We start from the raw sequence: 20881 nt of genomic DNA on the forward strand, positions 1-20881 counted from the left end.
GCAGGGGAGCAGCCCCTCCCTGGGGGAGGGAGCCGCCGCCCGGAAGGCGACAGATGGCCCTCAGGGCTTCGTGGCGACGACCAGCTCGAAGGGGCCGGGCAGCACGTGCGCGCGCGCGAAGCCCGCGGCGGTGAGCGCGTCCAGGTAGAACTCCACCTCGCGCAGCCGGCTGGAGCACGCGTCCACGCCGATGAGGAAGTAGGACCAGAAGAACTGGGCCGCCAGTCGCTCCGGCGTGCGGAACTCCTCGCAGATGAGCACGCGGCCGCCGGAGGGCAGCGCGGCGAAGGCGGCCTGCATCAACTGGCGCGCCACCTCCGCGGGCCAGTCGTGCAGCACGCGCACGAACGACAGCGCGTCGTAGCCCCCGGGCAGCGCCTCCCGCAGGAAGTCCCCGCCCACGAAGCCCAGGCGCTCTCGCGGCAGCCCCGCGCGCTCGCGCGTGCGCGTCACCAGCGCTTCGGTGGCGGGCAGGTTGTAGACGTCCACGGACAGCGCCGGGTGCTCGCGCAGCAGGTGCTCCGCGAGCGTCCCGTCACCGCCGCCCACGTCGAGCAGCCGCGCCCCGGAGGGCCACAGTGCGCCCGCGTGCGTGCGGAACGTCTCCAGGATGGGGCCCAGGCCCGCGGCCATGCTGGCCTCGAAGCCCTCCACCTGTTCGGGCGTGCGCGGAGGCCAGTCGAAGGAGGCGGCGGACATGGCGTGCTGTCCGCGCAGCACCTCCGGCAGCCGGCCGTGCAGCGCCTTCCAGTCGTACTTCTCCCGGTCGCGCTCCAGCGCGCGCGGCCCCAGCACCGCCTCCGCCGCCGCGCGCAGGCCCGCGACGCCCCGGTAGCGCGTGGCCTCCAGCGCGTCGGAGGGCTGTTCGCGCTGCACCAGGCCCAGGCTCTCCAGGCAGTCCAGGAACTTGTACAGCCGCTGCGGGACGAAGCCGTGCCGCGAGGCCAGCTCCCCCAGCGTCACCGGCCCGGGCTCCAGCGCGTCCAGCAGCCCCAGCCCCAGCGCCGTCTCCACCACGTCCAGGGCGCGCGCGCCGTTGAACAGCAGGTGCAGCAGGGCGCGCGGCGACGTGGGCTCGCGCGGCGCCGCGCTCACGCGGCCTCCCGGCGCTGTTCTTCGATGAGCGCGTCCATGAAGCCCTCCACTTCCTCCGGCGTATTGTAGAAGTGCGGCGCCACGCGCAGGAAGCCCCGGTGGCTGCAGATGAAGCCGCGCGCCACCAGCCGCTGCATCACGCGCGCATCACCGGGGAAGCTCAGGGCGACGACGCCGCCCCGCTGGTGCGGCTCGCGCGGCGTCACCACGCGCAGGCCCGCTTCGTCCGCGCGCGCCATCAGCCGCGACGTCAGCTTCAGCGAGTGCTCGCGCACGGCATGGATGCCCACGCCCTTCAGCAGCTCCAACCCCGGGCGCGACAGCAGCACCATCAGCGGCGCGGGCGTGCCGCCCATCATCCGCCGCGCGTCCGGCGCCCAGTCCTCCGGGGCCTGGAAGGCCAGCGGCGTCGCGCCGGCAAGCCACCCGGTGCTCGCGGGCTTGAGCGTGGGCAGCAGCTCCGGACGCACGTACAGGAAGGCGGCCTCGGAGCCGCCCAGCCACTTGTGCGCGCCGCCCATGAGGAAGTCCACGTCCAGCGCGCGCACGTCCACCGGCACCGCGCCCACCGTCTGGTACGCGTCCGTGGCGATGAGCGCCCCGGCCGCGTGCGCCGCCTTCGCCACGCGCGCGACGTCCAGCAGGGCGCCGGTGGCGAACGCGGCGTGCGACACGCAGACCAGCCGCGTGCGCTCGTCGATGGCCGCCTCCAGCGCCGCCTCATCCACGCGGCCGTCGCGCGAGGGCACCACCACCAGCTCCGCCCCGTAGCGCGCGAAGCCCTTCCAGATGAAGGGCACCGTGGGGAACTCCAGGTCGGTGATGACGACGCGGCGGCGCTCGCCGCTGAAGTCCAGGCAGGTGCCCAGCCGCGACAGGTGCGCGCTCAGGTTCAAGTCCAGCGCCACGGACCCTGGCTGCGCGCCGATGAGGTCCGCCACCGCGTCCGCGTAGCCCTGCATCTGGGACAGCCAGCCATCCCAGACGGCGTCGCGCCACGTGCGCATCGTGGTCCAGTAGTGCGCGAGCACGCCCTCCACGGCCCGGGGCATCGCCCCGGTGGAGTTGCTGTTGAGGTACGTGCAGGTCTCCAGGAGGGGGTACTCCGCGCGCAGGGCCCCCGGGAGCACCGCTCCGCTCACGTCTGGCTCCGGTGCTCCTGGGCAAACGCCGTCGGCGCCGCGTGGGCGTGCATGGGGCAGCCACCCGCCCGCGCCGCCGCGTGCACATCCGAGCCGCCGCGGGCCTCGCCCGTCGCGTAGCCGCCCTCACGCTTCCAGCTCGCCGTCATCTCCACGCGGACGTCCCACAGCGCGCGGAACAGCGGCAGCGTCATGCGTCCGGCCAGCACCTGCGTGGGCAGGCCGTCCAGCGCCTTCACGGAGCGGTCCACGCCGATGGTGCGGCGCACCAGCTGGAAGTGAGCGAAGAGCCAGCCCTGGAAGGCCTCGTCCATGCTCAGCAGGTTCTCACAGACATGCTTCAGGTCTTCATGCCCCCCGGCCGTGTAGACCTGCAGCAGCGTCACGTTGCGGCGCGCCAGCATCCGCTCCAGCGCGGACTCCAGCCCCGTGGCCGCCAGCCGGAACGTGTTGTAGCCCGGCGACTCCTGCCCGCTGCCGTTGCCCAGGCTGCGGCGGATGACCTGGTACGCCTCCGGCGTCATCGTCTCCAGGATGGCCATCTCCGCGCTGATGCACTGGAGGATGCGCTGCACCCGCGCCAGCCGCGCCACCACCGCCCACAGCGCGTCCTTGTCCAGCTCCGCCACCACCTCCACCACCTCGCGCGACGCCAGCTTCAGGTACAGCTCCTGGGACTGGTGGACGACCTGGAACATCAGCTCGTCGTGCGACACGCGCTCCGCCTCCGCGGACTGGAGCCCCAGCAGCGTCTGCGTGTGCAGGTAGCGCTCGTAGTCCAGCTCCCCCTTGCCCACCCACTTCTTCAGCATCGGGTTGAAGAGCGGCTGGGTCAGCTCGTGCTTCAGTTTTTCCGCGTGGCTGTAATCGGTGGACATGAACATAGCTCCCTCCAGGGCGCAGGAACGTATGAGTGCTGGGTGGAATGCGCCCCAGTTCGGGGGGAACAGTGAGCGCGGAAAACTCCAGAAGCGACTACCTTACAGGGCTTTTTGTAGAGTTCAAGTCATCTACCCTGTCAGGTTATCACTTTCCGAGATTTTTCTCGTACTCAGAGGCAGGGTGGCCCGAGGGGTCGGGCGCACCCGGGGTGTTGGCTACCCCTCAACGGGCGAGGGATTCCGGCCTGGCGTGGCGGCACGGGGCTTCAGGCGCATCGCGTTGAGCTTCTGGGCCAGGTCGGCGCCCTGCACGCTCTTGGAGATGTAGCCGTCCGCGCCGGAGGCGATGGCCAGCGAGCGCAGCTTCGCCTCATCCGAGGCGGAGTAGAGGATGAAGCGGGTGCCGGGGGGGGCGTACTGGCGCGCCAGCCCCACGACCTTGTCCCCCTTGAGGGCGGGGAAGTTCACGTCGATGAGCACGAAGTCCGGCTCGGACGCGCGCACGATGTTGGACACGCCCAACGCGGACGTATGGGTCTGCACTTCGAACCCGTACGCGCTCAGCGAGCGCTGTACGAGGTCGAGCAGGTCCGGGTCGTCGTCCACCACCAGGACGCGCGGTTTTGGTTCAGCCATGGCTTCTCCCTAGGTACTGACGAATCGTCTCGATCAACTGATCGCGATCCAGGGGCTTGGTCAGGTAGGCGGTGCAGCCGGCCGCCTGGGCCTTGTCCTGGTATTCGCGCCCCGCGTGGGCGGTGACGGCGATGACGGGCACGTTCTGCCCATCCGGCAACGCCCGGAGCCTGCGGGTGACTTCCCAGCCGTCGAGCCTCGGCAGGGACAGGTCCATGAGGATGAGGTCCGGCACGTCGGCACGGGCACGCTCCAGCCCCTGCTCGCCGTCCTCCGCTTCGATGAGGTCATACAGCCCGCCCAGGTAGCGGCGGACGATGTCGCGGTTCTGCTCGCTGTCCTCCACGTACAGCACGCGGGGCAGCTTGCCGGCGCTCGCGGCCCGCTGGGACATCAGCAGCCCCTTGGCCTGGGAGATGACGTCCTCCAGGGCCGTGCCGCCCTTGCGCACGAAGCCGGCGAAGCCGTCGCGCAGGAGCGTCTCTTCGTCCGGGGTGAGCGTCTTGCCGGTGAGCACCACCACCGGCACGGACAGCTTCTCCGCGCGCAGCCGGCGCAGCACCTCGAAGCCGTCCAGGTTCGGCATCATCAGGTCCAGCACCACCAGCGACGGCGGCGACACGCGCGCCTTGAGCAGCGCGTCCTCGCCGTTGCGCGCCTCGTTGGTGGAGAAGCCCGCGCGGCGCAGGTTGCGGCTGACCAATTCGCGCGTGGCCGCGTCGTCGTCCACCACCAGCACGTCACCCGTGGCCGACGTGGCGCCCGCGGAGGCGAGGCTCTTCTGCACCACCTCCACCAGCCGCTCCGGCTCCACCGGCTTCACCAGGTATTCGCACGCGCCCAGGCTGAAGCCGCGCGCGCGCTGCTCCTCCACGGACACGAGGATGACGGGGATGGCGGCCAGGCCCGGCTCGCTCTTGAGCTGGCTGAGCACGGACCAGCCGTCCATCCGGGGCAGGTGGATGTCCAGGATGATGGCCTGCGGCTTGAGCTCGCGCGCCAGCTTCAGCGCGGCGATGCCGTCATCCGCCGTCACCACCTTGAAGCCCGCGGGCTCCAACTGCCCGGTGACGAGCTGCTGGATGAGCGGGTCGTCGTCCACCACCAGCACCGTGCTGCCCGGCCGCGCGATGGGCGCGAGCTTCATCGCCACGTCGTGCACCGGCACCAGGCGCTCGGTCGCATGCGGGCTGTTCGCGGTCACCGTGCGCGCCAGCACGTCCGGCAGGCGCACCGTGAAGGTGGAGCCGCGGCCCAGCGTGCTCGTCACGTCCACGGTGCCGCCCAGCACGCGCGTCAATTCGCGCACGATGGCGAGCCCCAGCCCCGTGCCGCCCACCTTGCGCGTGGTGGAGCCGTCCACCTGGCGGAACTTCTCGAAGATGAAGGGCAGCTGGTCCGCGGGGATGCCCACGCCGGTGTCCTCCACCGTCATCAGCATCTCGCCGGAGCCCGCGGGCACCACCGTCAGGGCGACCTCGCCCGTGTCGGTGAACTTGGCCGCGTTGCTCAAGAGGTTGAGCATGATCTGCCGCAGCTTCAGCGCGTCCGTGCGCACCTCGTGCGCCTCCGGGTCCACGTGCACGGTGAGGGCGACGTCCTTGCCCTTCAGGTACTCCTTCACCGTGGCCATGCACTCGTCGGCCAGCTCCTGCACGTCCACCGGTTCGGTGACGACCTCCACGCGGCCGGCCTCAATCTTGGACAGGTCCAGGATGTCGTTGATGAGCGCCAGCAGCGTCTTGGCGTTCGTCTTCACCACGTTGAGGTCGCGCCGGCCGTGCGGCGTCAGGCGGTTGCCCTCCTCGCGCATCAGCAGGTCGCAGTAGCCGATGATGCCGTTGAGCGGGGTGCGGATTTCGTGGCTGAAGTTCGCCAGGAACTCGCTCTTGAGCCGCACGGCGCCCTCGGCCTCGCGCGCGCGCTCCTCCTCGTTGCGCTTGGCGACGGAGAGCTCCTGGGCCAGCCGGTCCAGGTCCTCGTTCTGCTGACGGATGATCTCCATCTGCAGGGCGCGCTGCTGGTAGCTGGCCAGCGACCGGGCGGACACCGCGCGCGTCTTCTTGATCTCCTCCAGGCTGGCGGCCAGCTGCTTGTTGGCGGCCTCCAGCTCCTCCTTGGAGGCGCGCAGCATGGCCTCGTTCTGCTTGCGCTCGGTGATGTCGTCGGTGACGCCCATCACGAAGCGCGCGATGCCGTGCTCGTCCAGCAGCGGAATCTTGCGCGTGGCGAAGATGCGGTCCTCGCCGTCCGCGCGGGCCACCTCCTCGAACGTCTTCATCTTCCGGGTCTCGAGGATCTCCGTGTCGATGGCGACGAACGAGTCCGCCTGGTCATGCGGGAAGTAGTCGTGGTCCAGCTTCCCCAGCAGCCAGTCCTTGGTGACCTTGAAGGCGTCCGCGAAGGTCTTGTTGGCCACCACCAGCCGGCGCGACTCGGCCTCCTTCACGAACAGCACGAAGGGCAGCGCGTCGATGATGTTGCTCAGCAGGTAGTTGGTGCGCTTGAGCTCCACGCCCGTCGCCTGGTGCTGGGCGCGCTCGGCGTGCAGGCGCAGCTCGCGCGCGACGATGAAGGGCAGGTGGCCGTAGCGGTCCTCGGTGACGTAGTCGAGCGCCCCCAGCCGCATGGCGGCGCCCAGCACGTCCGGGTCCCAGGTGGGCGAGCTCACCACGAACGCGAGCGACAGCCCGCGCTGGGCCCAGGTCGCCTGGACGGCCTCCCAGGAGAGCCCCGGCAGCTGCGACCCGGCGAGCACCAGCGCGTACGGCCGCTCCAGCGCCTTGTCCAGGGCCTCCTTCGAGCACGCCTGCTCCAGCGTGAGCATGGAGAGGATGTCCTCGCGCTCCAGCGCGTCGCGCATCGCGCGCGTTTCACGCTCGCTGCCCACCAGCAGCAGCGACAGGGTGTACCTCAGCGGAGCTTCCGCGAGCGCCACGTCGAACGGTTGGTTGGCCATTTGTGTCTAGTTGGAACCGAACGCCAGCACGGTCAGCGTGGTGTTGATGTGGAAGCCTGAGTAGATTTCAAACTGCACGTTCATCCCAGCGGCGGACGGTGCGAGCTTCATCGCCTCCGAAAGCTGGGGCACCACACCCGTGGCGTTCGCGTACCACATGCGTCCGCTGCAGTGGAACAGGAGGGCGGCCTGGGGGTTCTGGACCCGCCTGGGCAGCTCCTCCGCGAAGAAGTCGCGCGTCATACCCGCCAGGTCGCCTGCCTTCATCAGGTCCAGCTCGCTGCCCTCCTCCAGCAGGTTGGCGAACAGGATGGAGCCGTCCTCCAGGGGCCGCCACGCGGCGCGGATGAAGTATTCGCGGCCCACCTTCAGCGCGGTGGGGCGCACGGCGAAGCCCTTGGGCTTGCCGAACTCCAGCTCCTCCGGGGTGACGCCCAGGATTTCGGCGTAGCGCTTCGCGGCCGGCAGCCCGTCGATTTCGAGCGCGCGCGTGTGCGTCTCATCCACCTTGGTGATGGTGAGCCGCTGGCCGGTGGGCACGTACCAGTGCGAGCGCAGCGCGGCCCAGGGCGCGTTCGTCTTGAAGAGGGCCACGAGCACGCCGTCGCCGGCGACTTCACCGTCCACGTGGATGAGCGCGGACTGCCGCGAGGGGTCCGGCTCCGAGTCGCTGGCGCCGCCGCCCACCAGCACCAGCGTCTGGTTCTTCTCCAGGATGCCCAGCAGCAGCTCTTCTTTTTTGTAGCGGAAGCCGTCGTCAATCACGAGGCCCACGTACCGGCGCGCGTCCAGGTCCTGCTGGCGCACGCCCAGCTCCTCGCACGCGCGCTTGATGGCCTGGGCGCCCGCGGCGATGGCGTCGCCGGTGAGGCCGCTGCCCAGGCCCAGGCCGACCTCGAAGTCGCCGGAGAGCGCGCCCAGCACCACGCTGTTGACGTGGATGCCGTTGTTGTCCAGCTCCCCCGCCGTGGTGGCGCCCACCAGCCGGGTGTCCTTGGGCAGCCGCTCGCGCACCGCGCGGTTGAGCGCGCGCTGGTCACGCTGGCGGGAGGCGAACAGCGTGACCAGCTTCGGCGGGGGGCCGTGCAGCTGTCGTAGGAGGTCCTCCGCGGCAGCGACTGGATCCGTGAGGGTGGAGCGAGCCGTCTGCATCTTCACGTTGGCCATGGAGGACTCCCTTGCGAACCGGGCGTGGCGGCTAGAGGCCGCTGCCCGGGTGTGTCTTGTGACAACTGCCGGTGCACTGCTGGAACGATTCGCGACCGCCACCGACGTACATGCTTTCGATGGGGCCGAAGGACTTCACGTGGCTGTCCGGGTAGCTCTTGTGGCACGACAGGCAGGCGGCCTTGCTGGTGCGCTGCGTGGTCTCCTTGTCCAGGTGGCAGGACGAGCACTTCTCCAGGGGCGCGTCGAAGCGGTTGGAGCGCGAGTGGATGAAGTGCGTGCGCACGAAGATGGGCCCCTCCAGTTCAAAGCCCAGCGGAGCATGGCACGACGCGCAGGCGGCGCGGTTGTCGTTCGCGTGCAGCACGGTGTCCAAATCGCCACCCTTGCTGTGGCAGGTGTTGCACGGGCCGGTGGTCAGCTTCGCCTCCGTGTGCTTCTTGGACCCCACCTGGATTTCGATGGTGCGCGAGCCGGGCAGGTCCTCGCCCAGGAACACGCGGCGGCCCTTGGCGGTGACCAGGTACGTGCCGGGCTTCGCGTCCGCGGGCAGGTGGTAGGTCCAGGTGTCGCTCACGGGCGCGTCCCAGCGGCCGTCATTGGGGAAGAAGGCGCCGCCGAAGAGCTTGTTGGCGGGCGGGAAGGTCATGAACTGGGCGTAGACGCCGTCGCGCGCCGGGGTGGCGATGGTCTGCACGTCCTGGGAGTCGTCGAGGAACGCTTCCAGGTCCACGATGCTCCGGATGGGCTTGATGTCCTGCGCAGGCCCGATGAGCTGCGTCATCATCATCCGTTCACGGTGCTTGCGGCGGTAGTACGTGGCGGTCGGGTCGAAGAAGGCCTGATAGTACTGGATCCCGGCGGGGTTGCCGGGAGCACCCGGCGGTGCGACCTCATTGTAGGTTGGAAGGCGGCCGGCGGGGTGCAGACGCTTGCCCTTCCCGTCCTTCAGGGTGAGCTGGAAGGTGACATCCGACCCGGGGGCGTACGTGCCGTCCTTGCGGGGCGCCGTCAGGGGCTTGATGTCGATGGCGAACCCGTAGTCGTGGGCGGGCGAGCTCACCTGCGTGACGGGGATGTAGTACGGGGCGAACGGCCGCAGGCTCCAGCGCAGGCGCAGGCCCTTCGTCCGGGACGTGAAGGTGAGGGTCTGCTTCTTCGCGTGCTCGTACGCGTTGCGCACCTCCACCAGCGCCTCCTCCTCGAAGGCCTTCGCGCCCGTGCAGTCCGTGGCGCTGCGACAGTCGCGCGTCCACTGGATGGCGCGCAGACGGCGGATGAAGAAGTCGTCGCGCTCCGTGCGGCGCGTCTCGTCGCCGCCGATGTTCAGGAGCACCGGCGGGCCCGTGAGCACGCCGCGCGCGTCCACCGGCTCCACGGTGAAGAGGCTGGTGGCCTTCATCCAGGCCGCGTCGCGGAAGAACCGGCGGCGGGTGAAGGTGCCGTCCGGGTTGGACAGGCCCACGAACTCCTCGTCCGCCAGGCGCACACCCCCCCACCCGATGGCGAGGAAGTCGCTGTTCTGGCGCAGGCCGTTCACGCCCTCGTCCACCGTGGCGTTGATGGAGGCGCGCAAATCAATCTGGTTCACCCAGAACGTCTGCCCGGCCTTCACCGTGAGGGGCACGCCCTCCCCGTTGTCCACCTCCAGCGCCAGCGCCACCGGCGCCGGGCGGCCGTTGCCCCCCTTGCGGGCGTCGTCGTCCGTCATCGCCTGGGTCTGGGACTCAAGGTTCGCGGGCGTGACCGTCTCATCCAGGGACGCCGCGGTTTCGAGCCCTGAAGCCTCCTGTCCACCGCACGCCAGCGCCAGGCCCGTCAACACCGACAGCAGGCCCGTGCGGCCCGCGGAACCGAAAGCTCCAACTGCACCCATGTGGGACTCCTCGAAGGCGTGATTGCGGACGCTTACAGTCACAGCGTCGCGTTCAGGGGACCCGGTAGCCCTTCCGTCGGGGGGACGGTGGCGGATGAGGTCCGACTCAAAACCGGCTTTTACCGGGAGTGAGTATTTTTAGCCGTACGAAGAATATCCACAATCAACAGACCGATTCAACTTCTGAGAATATTTCCGCTCAGAGGGGAATCAGAATGTTTGGGACTGGATGGGAGGGGTGCCTGGGGCACAACCCACCCGGAGGGGTCAGGCGCGAATCGCCGCCACGACGCCAACCGGGGTTTCCGGAGTGAACGGGAGTTCGACGGTGAACTCCGCGCCCTCGCCCTGGCGGCTGTGGACGCGGATGGTGCCGCCGTGGGCCTCCACGAGCTGCCGGACGATGTAGAGGCCCAGGCCGAAGCCGGGGGTGCTGCTGTCGGTGGTGACGCGCTCGAAGCGGGCGAAGAGGCGCTGCTGGTCCTCCAGGGGGATGCCGGCGCCGTGGTCGCGCACGACGAGCCGGGCCTTGTGGGCGTCGTGCTCCACGCGCACCTCCACGGGCTTTCCCCGGCCGAACTTGAGGGCGTTGCTGACCAGGTTGGTGAGGACGCGGTCCAGCCGCTGGCGGTCCCACCGGCCGGGGGCGGCGCCCCGGGCGTGGACGGTGAGGGCGCAGCCGGCGGCGGTGGCCTGGTCCTCGTGGCGGGCGGCCACCTCGTGCGCCAGCTGCGCCAGGTCCATGGGGCGCGCGTCCAGCTCCAGCCGGCCGCCGGACAGCCGCGACAGGTCCAGCAGGTTGTGCACCAGCCGGCCCAGGCGCTTCGTCTCGTCCTCGGCCAGCAGCAGCCCCTCGCGCAGGCGGGGATCCTCCGCGTTGGCGGGGGCGCACTGCAGGCGCAGGCGGCGCAGGCGCAGCTGGAGCGAGCTCAGCGGGTTGCCCAGGTCGTGCGCCGCGACGCCGATGAGCTCCAGCGCCCCCTGCGTCGCCGCGAGCAGCCGGGCGTTGTCCAGCGCGAGCGCGGCCCGGGCGGACAGCTCCTCCAGGAAGGCCTGGTCGGCCGCGCCGTAGTGGCGGTGGGGGCGGGTGGACAAAAGGCACAGCGCGCCCAGCACGCGGTTGTCCACGATGAGCGGCACGCTCAGGGCGGAGCGCACGCCCAGCGCGCGCCACAGCTCGCCGTAGGTGCTGTCGCTGACGGACGCGGGCAGCCGCTCCAGGTCCACCTCCGCGAAGCGCTCCGCGCGGCCGGTGTGCACGACGCGGGCGGGGCCGGGCTCGTCGCGCGCGGGCCGGCGCAAGAGCGGCTCCCACAGCCGCGTCTGGGTGGCGGCGTCCGCGCAGGACACGGCGCCCGGGCGCACGTGGCCATCCTCATCCGGCAGGTAGAGCACGCACGCGTCCGCCACCTCCGGCACGCACAGGCGGGTGAGGTCGGCGCCCAGGGCCTCCGCGCCGGCCTGGGGCTGGAGCACGCGGCCGGCCTCGGCGAGCAGCGCGTGCATGCGCTCGGTGCGCTTGCGCTCGGTGATGTCGCGCGTCACCTCCGCGAAGCCCTGCAGGCGGCCCGTCTCGTCGGTCAGCGCGGTGAGCAGGCTCTCCGCCCAGAAGCGCGAGCCGTCCTTGCGCATCCGCCAGCCCTCGGACTGCAACCGCCGCTCGCGGGCGGCGCGCTCGCGGTAGGAGGCCGGCACGCGCCGGGCCACCGCGTCCGGCACGTGCAGCAGCTCCACGTCCTGGCCCACGATGTCGTCCGACGTCCAGCCCGTCAGCCGCTCCGCGCCGGTGCTCCAGCAGGACACCCGGCCGTCCGGCTCCAGGAAGCACAGCGCGTAGTCCGACACGCCATCCATGAACAGGTGCAGCCGCTGCTCACTGCGCAGCCGCTCCTCGTGCATGGGGCCCAGGGCGTTCCTGAGCACCAGGCCCAGCGCCGCCACGCAGCCCAGGCCCAGCAGCGACGCCACCAGCGTGCGCAGGTGGGAGTCCCGCTGCATGGAGAGCGCCACGTCCGTCACCAGCGTGTGGGCCGCGGACACCAGGGTGGCGAGCAGGATGAGTCCGGCCAGCAGGCACACGGACAGACCGGCCCCGACCCGCTGAGCGAAGGTCCAGCGACGCAACATGTGGCACTCCCCCCCGACGGCACCGAGCGCTTCTGTGCAGAAGGACCCGCAGCATCACTGAAAAAGTAGGGAGAATGACATCGCACTCCCGGGCAGGGTAGTCATTAACCCATGCTTTCCTGGAATACCCCGGCAGCATGCGCGCCCCCGACAGAGAAGGAAAGTCCCCGGCCCCTGGCGCAGGGCGGGGGTGTCCGGCGGCGGACACCTGGAAAGGGAGCAGAAATCCGGGGAAATGGCCTCCTTCCCGGTGCCGGGGTCCGCGCGGGGGGGCGGTGGGAGGGGGCGGGCGGCCGGGAGAACGGGTCGTCCGGGTGCCCGCGAAATGGCCTTGCGGGCGCTGGGACGTTATGGAGCGCCCCCCCTCTTCGCACCCGGTTGTTGCTCTTCTATGGCGTCTCTCGTCGAAGGTCTGAAGGTCCGCTACCTCCCGCAGCCCGAGTGGGGCGTGGGGCATCTGCTGTCGTTGCAGGAGGAGGGGGCCAAGGCGCTCATCGCCTTCCCGTCCCGCGAGGACGCGCCGGTGCTGGTGTCCACCCGGGGCGGCGCGCTGGTGCCGTACGCGCTGCCCCACGGTGAGCCCATCCAGACGCCGAAGGGGCGCAAGGCCACCATCCTGGGGGAGGAGCCCGGCGCGCGCGGCCTGCGCCGCTACGTGGTGCGCTTCGACGACGGGGAGGAGGACGAGCTGCCGGAGTCGGAGGTGCGCTGCCTGGCGCCGCGCTCGGACCTGCTGTCCACGCTGCGCGACGGGCGGGTGGGGGACGCGAAGGCGTTCATGCTGCGCAAGCAGGCGCTGGTGCTGGACGACGAGCGCCGGGGCGACGCGCTGGGGGCGCTGCTGGCCAGCCGGGTGATGGTGAAGCCGCACCAGGTGGGCGTGGTGCAGCGGGTGCTGTCCGCGCGCCGTCCGCGCTTCGTGCTGGCGGACGAGGTGGGCCTGGGCAAGACGATTGAAGCGGGCATGGTGTTCAGCGCGCTGCGGCTGGTGGGGCTGGCGCGCAGGTGTCTGGTGGTGGCGCCCAGCCACCTCACCGTGCAGTGGCTGGTGGAGCTGTTCCACAAGTTCAACCAGCTCTTCACGCTGATGGACTCGGACCGCTACGAGCAGTCGCTGAAGGAGGCGCCGGACGTCTCCCCGTGGGCGCGCTTCCCGCTGGTGGTGACGAGCCTGGAGTTGCTCAGCCGCACCCGCGAGCACCGCGCGGAGGTGGCGGCCGAGGACGCCTTCTGGGACCTGGTCATCATCGACGAGGCGCACCACCTGAAGGGCGAGAAGGCCTTCGCCGCCGCGCAGGGGCTGGCCGCCAACGCGTGGGGCCTGCTGCTGCTCACCGCCACGCCCATGCAGTTGGATCCGGCGGAGTACCACGGGCTGCTCACCCTCATCGACGCGACCACCGCCCCATCCGTGAAGGGCTTCGAGGCGCGGCTGCAACGCCAGGAGGAGCTGTCCGCCGCGGTGCGCGCGCTCCAGGAGGGCCAGGGCGCGAAGGCCGCCGTGGCCGCGCTGGCGAAGCGCTTCCCGGAGGACGCGCGCCTGCAGACGCTGAAGGAGCCGGAGGCGCTGCTCGCGCACCTGGCGGAGACCTACAGCCTGTCAGACCGGCTGGTGCGCAACCGCCGCGCGGTGGTGGGCGGCTTCTCCACGCGCAGGCTCCACCGGCACCCGGTGCAGCTCACGCCGGAGGAGCTGCAGGCCCGCGACAGCGCGCTCGCCACGCTGGCGCAGGGCACGCTGAGGGGCGCGCCGCTGGCCAACGTGCTGCGGCGGCTGGAGTCCAGCCCCGCCGCCTTCGCGGGCGCGGTGAGGGCGAACCCGGCGCTGAAGGAGGCGGACCTGAAGCTGCCCGCCCGCGACGCGAAGTTCCTCGCGTTCGTGGGCGTGCTCGGCGGCATCTGGAAGGCGGAGCCGCGCGCGAAGGTGCTGGTGTTCACGGAGAGCCGCGACACGCTGGAGGCGCTCCAGTCGGAGCTGTCGCGCGAGGGCGTGGAGGCGCTGGGCTACCACGGCGACCTGCCGCTCGTGGAGCGCGACCGGCAGGTGGCGCGCTTCCGGGACCCGGAGGGGCCCCGGGTGCTCATCTGCACGGAGGTGGGCGGCGAGGGCCGCAACTTCCAGTTCGCGCACCACCTGGTGCACTACGACCTGCCGTGGAGCCCCTCCACGGTGGAGCAGAGAATCGGCCGGTTGGACCGCATCGGTCAGGCGCACCCGGTGGACATCCACGTCTTCGACCCCGCGGGCACGCTCGCGTCGGACGTGCTGATGCTGCTGGCGGACGCCGTGGGCGTCTTCGGTGAGACGGTGGGCGGCCTGGACGCGGTGCTGGAGGAGGTGGAGGCGCGCATCGCGGAGCTGGCGCTGCTGCCCCGCGAGGCGCGCGTGGGCTACGCGGCGGAGCTGAAGACGCGCGTGGAGGCGGCGCGCGCGCAGGTGACGCGCGCGTATGATCCGCTGCTGGACGTGCGCAGCTTCGACAAGCCCGCTGTCGCCCGGCTGGTGGCGCGCGCGCACGAGCGCATGGGCGACGAGCCCCCCGAGGACGACGAGGAGGCCGCGCCGCTGGAGGACGGCCTCTGGAGCGTGGCGCGCGACCTGGACGAGCGCCTGGAGGAGACCGTCACGGAGCTGGCGCGCCGCGTGGGCATTGGCGTGGACGTGGACGAGCAGGTGGAGGCCTTCCAGGTGGCGTTCCAGTTCGGCCACGCGCTCAACGTGGAGGGGCTGCCCGGCATCGACGTGATGCAGGACCGCACGCTCCTGGGCACCTTCTGGCGCGACACCGCCGTGGAGGCGGAGGAGCTGGAGTACTTCGCCACCGGCCACCCGCTGGTGGAGGCGCTGTTCGGCTTCCTCAAGGACGGGCCCTACGGCCGCAGCGGCTTCCGCCTCATCGAGAAGCGCGGCCTGAAGAAGCCCGTGCGCGGCCTGGAGCTGCTCTTCCACGTCCAGCTCCCGGAGCCCGAGGACACCTCCCCCGGCGCCCGCGTGCCCAGCCGCCAACTGGCGCGCTTCCTGGAGCGCGCCCTGCTGCCCGTCGCCGTGGTGGAGGGGCCGGACGGCCCCGTGGCGGACCCGTCCGTCCTGCGCGCCCTGGAGTCAGAGGGCCGCGCCCTCAAGGGCGACGACGTCCACCAGGCCTTCCCCGGCTTCGGCCCCTTCGTGGACGCCGCCCTCCCGGTGGCCCAGGCCGCCGCCCAGGCGGAGCTGACCCGGCGCGCCCAGAAGGCCCGGACCGCCCTGGAGGCCGAGCGCGACGCCGCCGAGGCCCGCCTGCGCCTGTCCCTCTCCCACCAGGGCCTGCCCCCGGAGGCGGTGGACGCCCAGGTTGACGCGGAGCGCCAACACTACGCCCGGCTCCTCCAGGCCCTCGGCGGGGCCACCGTGGCGCTCGACGCGGCTTGCGGTTTCACCCTCAATCGTTGAATAACCGTTGGGCCCAAATGGAATGACGCTGAAACGGGCTCGGGCCATTTGACCGATTCCCCAATCATCGAGAATCTAGGAGGAAGCCTACATCCCCCCATGGCCTCCTCCCAATCCCAGCGTCGGAAGTCCGAGTCCGGTCAGGCGGCCGTTGAAGCGGCGTTGTGCATGCCGCTGGTGGTGTTCCTGGTGCTGGGGTCGCTGCAGCTCTTCATGCTGCTGCAGGGCCGCATCCTGGCGCAGGTGGCGGTGTACCGCGCGGTGCGCGCGGGCAGCCTGAACCACGGCAGCTGCCAGGCGATGACGCACGCGGCGCTGGTGACGATGCTGCCCACGGTGACGTCCACCAACACGGGCGCGAAGCTGGCGAAGGCCTTCGGGGATCGCGAGCGCAACCACCTGCGCGTGAGCGGCTCCAAGGGCGAGCTCTTCACCGACGGGCCCATGGTGGAGATCGTCCGCGAGTCGCCGGACGTCGCCTGGGTGCGCGGCCTGGATGGGGACGAGGACCTGCTGTTCGACGCGCCCACGGATTCGGCGGTGGAGCTGCGGCGGCGCACGCTCGAGATCCGCATGGTGGCCTGGTACTACATGCGCATCCCGTTCGCGGACTGGGTGATGAGCCGCATGTTCCTGGCCCACTTCCACTTGAGGAACTACGACCGCGCCAATCCGCTGAACCCCGCGCAGGGCAAGACGGACTGGTGGAACGACACCGACGTGGAGCTGGGCGCGGACGGGTGGCCCGGCGGTGACCTGGGCGACCGGATGGTGAAGTGGAGCGGGCAGGGCCACTACCTGTTCCCCATCCAGGTGCACGCGGCCATGCGGATGATGACGCCGGTGAAGGCGGAGAACTTCCAGGGAGGTGCCGGATGCAGCCTGCACGGCTTCTGAGGCACGGCGGACGCGGACAGGCGCTGGTCCTGTTCTCGCTCACGCTCCTCTTGCTGACGCTGATGGTGTTGATGACGCTGGGCTTCGGCATGCGCGCCAAGGAGCGCGTCGAAATCCAGATGGCGGCGGACGCGGCGGCGTACAGCCAGGCGGTGTCCACGGCGCGCACGTTCAACGCCATCGCGGTGATGAACCGCGCGCAGATCGCCCACATGGTGGCCATGGCGGGCACCCAGTCGATGATCAGCTTCGGCAGCCAGTACCACGCCGCGCGCAAGGCCACGCCCTGCCCCGTGCCGGACCCGGCGTTCGCGCTGCTGGACGTGGCCGCCGCCACCCAGACGCGGCAGCTCCAGGGGCGGGCGGGCGCCATGTACACCGCGGAGCTGGCCATCTACCGACGGCTGGTGGGCGCGCAGCTGGCGGACCAGAACCTCACCCGGGCCATTGCCCGGGCGGTCAACCCGGAGCTGGACGCGCCGGAGCAGGGCGCGAACAAGTCCCTGTCGGAGGTGTCCGGCGGCGCGTCCTCCGTCCTGAGCAAGGACGAGCTCATGAAGCAGGAGGCCGCCGGAATCACGCCGAAGGCCACCGGCGCGGTGGCGACGAACGGCGGCGGTCAGGGCGACGCCATGCGCAACGCCACCATGGGCAGCCTGGGCTGGACGTGGGTGCACGGCCGCCCCAGCGGCAGCGCGGGCTTCGGCTCGGGCACGGCCGCGAACAACCCGGGCTTCACGCACTACGCCAGCATCGGAGGGATGGACTCCTCCACCTACCAGACCATCTCCGGCCGCAACTCGTGGGCGCACGACCACTCGGATGCGCCGGCGCTCATCCCCTGCCCGGACGGCAACATCTACCCGAGCCCCACCGCGAACGCCTGGGTGATGTCGGACGAGTACCAGTCCAAGCAGGACCAGCACGTCTTCATGCTCCACCCGGCCCCCGGCCAGGGCATGGAGTCCGGCAAGCAGGTGGATGAGCTGCACACGCTGGGCGAATGCGTCGTCTGCCCCGGCATCTGGCCCTACTCCGTGGGCTTCAACGCGGGGCTCCTGCACGACAACGGCGGGGAGAACGACTTCGGACAGCCCAAGCTGTACGCCATGGTGCTGCGCGACTACGCCAGCAACAGCCGCAAGGCCCGGCCGGACCCCTGGAACCTGATGTTCAAGTTCAAGTTCGCGGGCCAGGAGACGCAGTTCGACAACTCGGCGCCGCTGGGCCGCATCCAGCCCACCGGCCGCGAGGACGTGCAGCGCAACCAGGTGGCCCTGTCCGCGGGCATGGCCTACTACCACCGGCCCCGGCCCGCGGCGGTGGGCGGCGGCTGGGAGGAGCCTCCCAACTTCCTCAACCCCTTCTGGCGCGCCACGCTGGTGAGCACCGAGGGCGCCCGGGACGACAAGCCCGCGGAGAGCCTGGACCAGGCGGGCTTCTCCGAACACGCGGGCGCGCTGCGCCGGCTGGACGCCGCGGGCTACCGGGGCGCCAGCCGCACCGGCGGAAGGTACTGACGCGCCATGGGCAAGCGGACCTTCGCGGCACGGCGGGGACAGGCGCTGGTGGAGACGGCGCTGGGCACGATGGTGTTCATCACCGTGCTCATGTTCGGCATCTACTTCGCGGAGGTGGCCGCGCTCACGCTCAAGGTGCAGGAGGCCGCCAACTTCGCGCTCTGGGAGTCCACCGGCCACGTGATGCACGACCCGGAGACGGGCGTCTTCCAGCGGCCGAACGCGGCGGCGCTCGCGTCCTCGGAGGCCAGCGGGCGCTACGGCGACTTCGACGGCCGGGCCAGCGTGCAGGGCAGCATGACGCTCCAGCTGGCCATCGCGCGCGCGGAGCGGATGCGCGTGATGTGTGACTCGGCGCGGCCCGCGGGCAGCGACCCCGACGCCATCCTGGGCGTGCGCCCCACGGACGCGGACCCTGGCTCGACCGCGCTGGGACTGGCGATGCAGACCCAGTCCGAAGGCATCTCCTGCACGGCCTCCGCCACGCTGAGCACGCAGCGCATCGGCCGGTTCATGGAGCCGGAGTTCTTCAAGGTCTCGCACCGGCGCGCGACGGATCAGTTCGTGGTGTGCGCCGCGGGGCGCGCGTCGAACGGCCAGTGCCGCGGCCGCTTCTTCATGCTGCTGGACGACTGGGGCCTGTCCAGCGTCGCGGAGGGGCGCGCGTGCCCGCTCAGCGCGAACACGGGCGCGACGTGCCAGAACGTGGACTACTACTCCTGGGCGGAGCGCGTGTACCGGGAGAACGGCGGCGGCGGGAACGCGGGCAGCGCGCTGATGGCGGGCGTGGGCGCGGTGGGCGGCGTGAACGAGGACCAGTTCTTCATGAGCTTCACGGGCGCGGAAGCCAACTACGAGCAGAGCATTGGCGCGTCGCACGCGGGCAACCAGACCGTCTGGGAGACGTCCCCCTTCCGGGCGGACAACCTCTCCCCCAAGTACGACGTGAACCGCCGCAACAAGTGGCTCGGGCGCGTGCGGCCGTGAGGTCCGTGCGTGGGGCGCTGGCGCTGCTGGCGCTGGTGCTGGCTCCGCCCGCCGGGGCGACGGACGCGGGCGTGAAGGAGGCCATCCCCCCGCGCTTCGAGTGGCCCCGGCTCCAGGTGCTGGAGCACGTGGAGGCGAGCGAAATCGTGGAGGCGGAGGGCGTCCCCGTGGCGCTGCGCGCGGTGCGCGTGAAGGAGAACGCGCGGGTGCTGGTGCAGCGCTTCGCGGACGCGTTCCGCGACCAGGGACTCTACGTGGCGCCGGGCAGGAAGCAGGCGCAGCTGGCGAACAACGCGGCCATGCTCACCGCGTTCGATCCGCTCCGCGCCATCACGTACACGGTCATCCTCCAGCCGCAGCCGGACGGCACCACGTCGCTGTACCTGGGCGAGGCGAACCACGCGCTGGCGAAGAAGGTCTCCGCGGCGGGTGACTTCGCGCCGCTGCCGTCGGAGGCGCGGGACGTGCTGCGCGTCAATTCAGAGGGGTCGCGCACGCTGAGCTTCCAGACGTCGCTCACGGGCGAACAGGTGCAGGCGTTCTACGACGACGCGCTCGCCAAGGCCGGGTGGAAGCCCGCCGACGAGCCGGGGCTCTACACGCGGCCCGGCGGCGAGCTGCGGCTCACGCACGAGCCCGGCAAGACGGGCCAGCGCGCGGTGGTGCTGCTCTACGTGGCCCGCGCGCGCTGAGCCGGAGCGTCAGGCGCGCAGCTTCTCGCGCAGCGCCTTCGCGCGGCCCTGCATGTCGGGATCCAGGCCGGTCAGCTCAATGGACTTCAGGCGCTGATCCAGGCTCTTGGGCACCTTCTTCTGGAGCGTGCCGGCCTCCTGGAGCGCCTCCAGCTTCGCGAGCGCCTGGTCGACGATGCGGTCGCGCGGGTGGTCCAGCAGGCTGTCGAGGAAGTACGCGTCCTCGGGCAGCTCCGGGTACTTCTCCAGGTACTCGACGACGCCCTTCACCCAGTCCGCGCGCGTCTCCGAGTCCTGCACCTTCTGCAGGGCGGCCTTCTGGGCCTTGCGCTTGCCTTCGGGGTCGAACGTCTTCGCGAGGCCCTCCGGGAGCTCTCCGCCGGTGAAGAGCGCGTCCGCGGCCGTCTTGTATTTCTGGTAGCTGGCGCTGCGCTCCAGCTTCTGCTGCGCCGGGTCGTCCTGGCGCGAGTGGTACTTGCTCTTGCCCCGCTGCGCGTCCAGCTCGCGGTAGGACTTGTTGCGCTTGCCGGTGAACCCGCCACCGTCGTTGTCATCTCGGGCCATCGTTCATCTCCCCTTGCGGGCGCGCCACAGCGCCGCCAGTCCCCGCCGGACGAGGGTGCGCACCTGCGCCAGCTCCTCGGGAGCGAGGGGGTGCTCCTCGTCATGCTCCGCCTCGAACAACGCTTCCGTCACGTAGGCCTGGAGGGTGTCCGGCGCGGGCGGCGCATCCGGATCCCCGTCCAGGGCCGCCGCTTGCGCGGCCGTCAGCCCTGGGGGCCAGCCCAGCTCCAGCATGGCGTGCAGCTCGAAGAGCAGATGCCGGGCGACCCCGTAACCTTCGTCCGTGAGGCCGGCGGCGTCAAGCGCACCCAGCAGGCCATCCTGCCGGTTCTCATAGGCATGCATCAGCCGCGTGCGCGCCTTGTCGTCGTCCTCCAGGTAACGCCAGGCGGCCTCCACGAATTCGGCGGAGGGCTCGCCGGGGTGGAAGGGCGCGGGCGGCTGCAGGCGCTCCTTCTTCGGGCGCGGCGGGCGCGGGCCGTCGTCCAGCCGCACCGCCTTGCCCTCCAGCACCGCGTCCCAGAGGCCCAGCAGGTTCTGGTACAGGCGGCGCGCCAGCTCCGGGTCCTTGAAGCGGGGCTCCTCGGCGAAGAGGGTGGGGATGACGTCGCTGGCGGCGTCGCCCTCCGCGCGCGCCTGGCGCATGCGTTCGAGCACCTCGGCGGTGTCGCAGGGACTGCCGGCCAGCTCCAGCAGTCCGTCGAGCGTCTGTGCGCCCTCGAACTGGCGGATGAAGTCGGGGCCTCGGTCTTTGGAGCGGCTCATCGTGGGACGGACGGTAGGCACAAGGTGGGCGTCCACGCACGGGCCATTCACGGCCGCCTGTTGACGGAGGGCGGCCGGGCGGCGGGTGGGCTGGCTTCCGTTTCCGGCCGGGCGCCCCTACTCTGCGCCATTCATGGCCGTGG

At 71.1% G+C, this 20881-nt stretch carries 15 protein-coding genes; 5 read left to right on the top strand and 10 right to left on the bottom strand.

Annotation, left to right across the window (positions count from 1 at the left end; translation table 11 throughout):
* Positions 1–60: 60 nt before the first annotated feature.
* The 8 genes from OV207_RS03875 to OV207_RS03910 all read right to left on the bottom strand — a co-directional run bounded on the left by OV207_RS03875 (position 61) and on the right by OV207_RS03910 (position 11883).
* Complete coding sequence (locus OV207_RS03875; RefSeq protein WP_267552676.1) at positions 61–1095, bottom strand: methyltransferase; 1035 nt, start codon at positions 1093–1095, stop codon at positions 61–63.
* Positions 1092–2237 (bottom strand): aminotransferase class V-fold PLP-dependent enzyme, encoded by a 1146-nt coding sequence (locus OV207_RS03880; protein ID WP_267552678.1) that lies wholly within the window; start codon positions 2235–2237, stop codon positions 1092–1094. Before OV207_RS03880 ends, OV207_RS03875 begins: the two co-directional genes overlap by 4 nt.
* Positions 2234–3115: a tryptophan 2,3-dioxygenase family protein gene (locus OV207_RS03885; protein ID WP_267552680.1), complete on the bottom strand. Its 882-nt coding sequence runs from the start codon at positions 3113–3115 to the stop codon at positions 2234–2236. The genes OV207_RS03880 and OV207_RS03885 overlap by 4 nt, the downstream gene beginning before the upstream one ends.
* A gap of 219 nt (positions 3116–3334) precedes the next feature.
* Complete coding sequence (locus tag OV207_RS03890; RefSeq protein ID WP_267552682.1) at positions 3335–3754, bottom strand: response regulator; 420 nt, start codon at positions 3752–3754, stop codon at positions 3335–3337.
* A complete protein-coding gene (locus tag OV207_RS03895; protein ID WP_267552684.1) occupies positions 3747–6713 on the bottom strand; it encodes a response regulator in 2967 nt (988 codons plus the stop codon). The genes OV207_RS03890 and OV207_RS03895 overlap by 8 nt, the downstream gene beginning before the upstream one ends.
* Before the next feature lie 6 nt (positions 6714–6719).
* A complete protein-coding gene (locus OV207_RS03900; RefSeq protein ID WP_267552686.1) occupies positions 6720–7880 on the bottom strand; it encodes an FIST signal transduction protein in 1161 nt (386 codons plus the stop codon).
* Between the two features lie 31 nt (positions 7881–7911).
* Positions 7912–9756 (bottom strand): cytochrome C, encoded by a 1845-nt coding sequence (locus OV207_RS03905; protein ID WP_267552687.1) that lies wholly within the window; start codon positions 9754–9756, stop codon positions 7912–7914.
* 267 nt (positions 9757–10023) lie between these two features.
* Positions 10024–11883 carry a sensor histidine kinase gene (locus tag OV207_RS03910; protein WP_267552689.1) on the bottom strand — a complete coding sequence of 620 codons (1860 nt, stop codon included), beginning with the start codon at positions 11881–11883 and terminating at the stop codon, positions 10024–10026.
* 391 nt (positions 11884–12274) lie between these two features.
* Here OV207_RS03910 and OV207_RS03915 point away from each other — a divergent pair, with 391 nt between their 5' ends.
* The 5 genes from OV207_RS03915 to OV207_RS03935 all read left to right on the top strand — a co-directional run bounded on the left by OV207_RS03915 (position 12275) and on the right by OV207_RS03935 (position 19409).
* A complete protein-coding gene (locus OV207_RS03915; RefSeq protein WP_267552690.1) occupies positions 12275–15313 on the top strand; it encodes a helicase-related protein in 3039 nt (1012 codons plus the stop codon).
* Positions 15314–15412: 99 nt separating this feature from the next.
* On the top strand, positions 15413–16210 hold the full coding sequence (locus OV207_RS03920; RefSeq protein ID WP_267552692.1) for a TadE/TadG family type IV pilus assembly protein: 798 nt from the start codon (positions 15413–15415) through the stop codon (positions 16208–16210).
* Positions 16189–17730, top strand: a complete 1542-nt coding sequence (locus tag OV207_RS03925; protein ID WP_267552694.1) for a pilus assembly protein — start codon at positions 16189–16191, stop codon at positions 17728–17730. Before OV207_RS03920 ends, OV207_RS03925 begins: the two co-directional genes overlap by 22 nt.
* A gap of 6 nt (positions 17731–17736) precedes the next feature.
* The gene (locus OV207_RS03930; RefSeq protein WP_267552697.1) at positions 17737–18717 is read left to right on the top strand and encodes a hypothetical protein; all 981 of its coding nucleotides are present in this window, start codon (positions 17737–17739) and stop codon (positions 18715–18717) included.
* Positions 18714–19409 (top strand): hypothetical protein, encoded by a 696-nt coding sequence (locus OV207_RS03935; RefSeq protein ID WP_267552699.1) that lies wholly within the window; start codon positions 18714–18716, stop codon positions 19407–19409. Before OV207_RS03930 ends, OV207_RS03935 begins: the two co-directional genes overlap by 4 nt.
* A gap of 9 nt (positions 19410–19418) precedes the next feature.
* Here OV207_RS03935 and OV207_RS03940 read toward each other — a convergent pair whose 3' ends face one another.
* Both OV207_RS03940 and OV207_RS03945 read right to left on the bottom strand, forming a co-directional pair.
* Positions 19419–19973: a hypothetical protein gene (locus OV207_RS03940; protein WP_193346458.1), complete on the bottom strand. Its 555-nt coding sequence runs from the start codon at positions 19971–19973 to the stop codon at positions 19419–19421.
* 3 nt (positions 19974–19976) lie between these two features.
* Complete coding sequence (locus OV207_RS03945) at positions 19977–20738, bottom strand: hypothetical protein (protein ID WP_193346459.1); 762 nt, start codon at positions 20736–20738, stop codon at positions 19977–19979.
* Positions 20739–20881 lie beyond the last annotated feature (143 nt).

Origin of the sequence: Corallococcus sp. BB11-1 (assembly GCF_026626625.1) — a bacterium.
Classification (GTDB): Bacteria; Myxococcota; Myxococcia; order Myxococcales; family Myxococcaceae; genus Corallococcus; species Corallococcus soli.

What these genes read in the sequence shown, in the direction of transcription:
- OV207_RS03905 (WP_267552687.1), bottom strand. Translation starts at nt 9,756, where the DNA reads ATGGGTGCAGTTGGAGCTTTCGGTTCCGCGGGCCGCACGGGCCTGCTG.
- OV207_RS03925 (WP_267552694.1), top strand. Translation starts at nt 16,189, where the DNA reads ATGCAGCCTGCACGGCTTCTGAGGCACGGCGGACGCGGACAGGCGCTG.
- OV207_RS03945 (WP_193346459.1), bottom strand. Translation starts at nt 20,738, where the DNA reads ATGAGCCGCTCCAAAGACCGAGGCCCCGACTTCATCCGCCAGTTCGAG.
- OV207_RS03930 (WP_267552697.1), top strand. Translation starts at nt 17,737, where the DNA reads ATGGGCAAGCGGACCTTCGCGGCACGGCGGGGACAGGCGCTGGTGGAG.
- OV207_RS03895 (WP_267552684.1), bottom strand. Translation starts at nt 6,713, where the DNA reads ATGGCCAACCAACCGTTCGACGTGGCGCTCGCGGAAGCTCCGCTGAGG.
- OV207_RS03940 (WP_193346458.1), bottom strand. Translation starts at nt 19,973, where the DNA reads ATGGCCCGAGATGACAACGACGGTGGCGGGTTCACCGGCAAGCGCAAC.
- OV207_RS03890 (WP_267552682.1), bottom strand. Translation starts at nt 3,754, where the DNA reads ATGGCTGAACCAAAACCGCGCGTCCTGGTGGTGGACGACGACCCGGAC.
- OV207_RS03885 (WP_267552680.1), bottom strand. Translation starts at nt 3,115, where the DNA reads ATGTCCACCGATTACAGCCACGCGGAAAAACTGAAGCACGAGCTGACC.
- OV207_RS03920 (WP_267552692.1), top strand. Translation starts at nt 15,413, where the DNA reads ATGGCCTCCTCCCAATCCCAGCGTCGGAAGTCCGAGTCCGGTCAGGCG.
- OV207_RS03915 (WP_267552690.1), top strand. Translation starts at nt 12,275, where the DNA reads ATGGCGTCTCTCGTCGAAGGTCTGAAGGTCCGCTACCTCCCGCAGCCC.
- OV207_RS03900 (WP_267552686.1), bottom strand. Translation starts at nt 7,880, where the DNA reads ATGGCCAACGTGAAGATGCAGACGGCTCGCTCCACCCTCACGGATCCA.
- OV207_RS03910 (WP_267552689.1), bottom strand. Translation starts at nt 11,883, where the DNA reads ATGTTGCGTCGCTGGACCTTCGCTCAGCGGGTCGGGGCCGGTCTGTCC.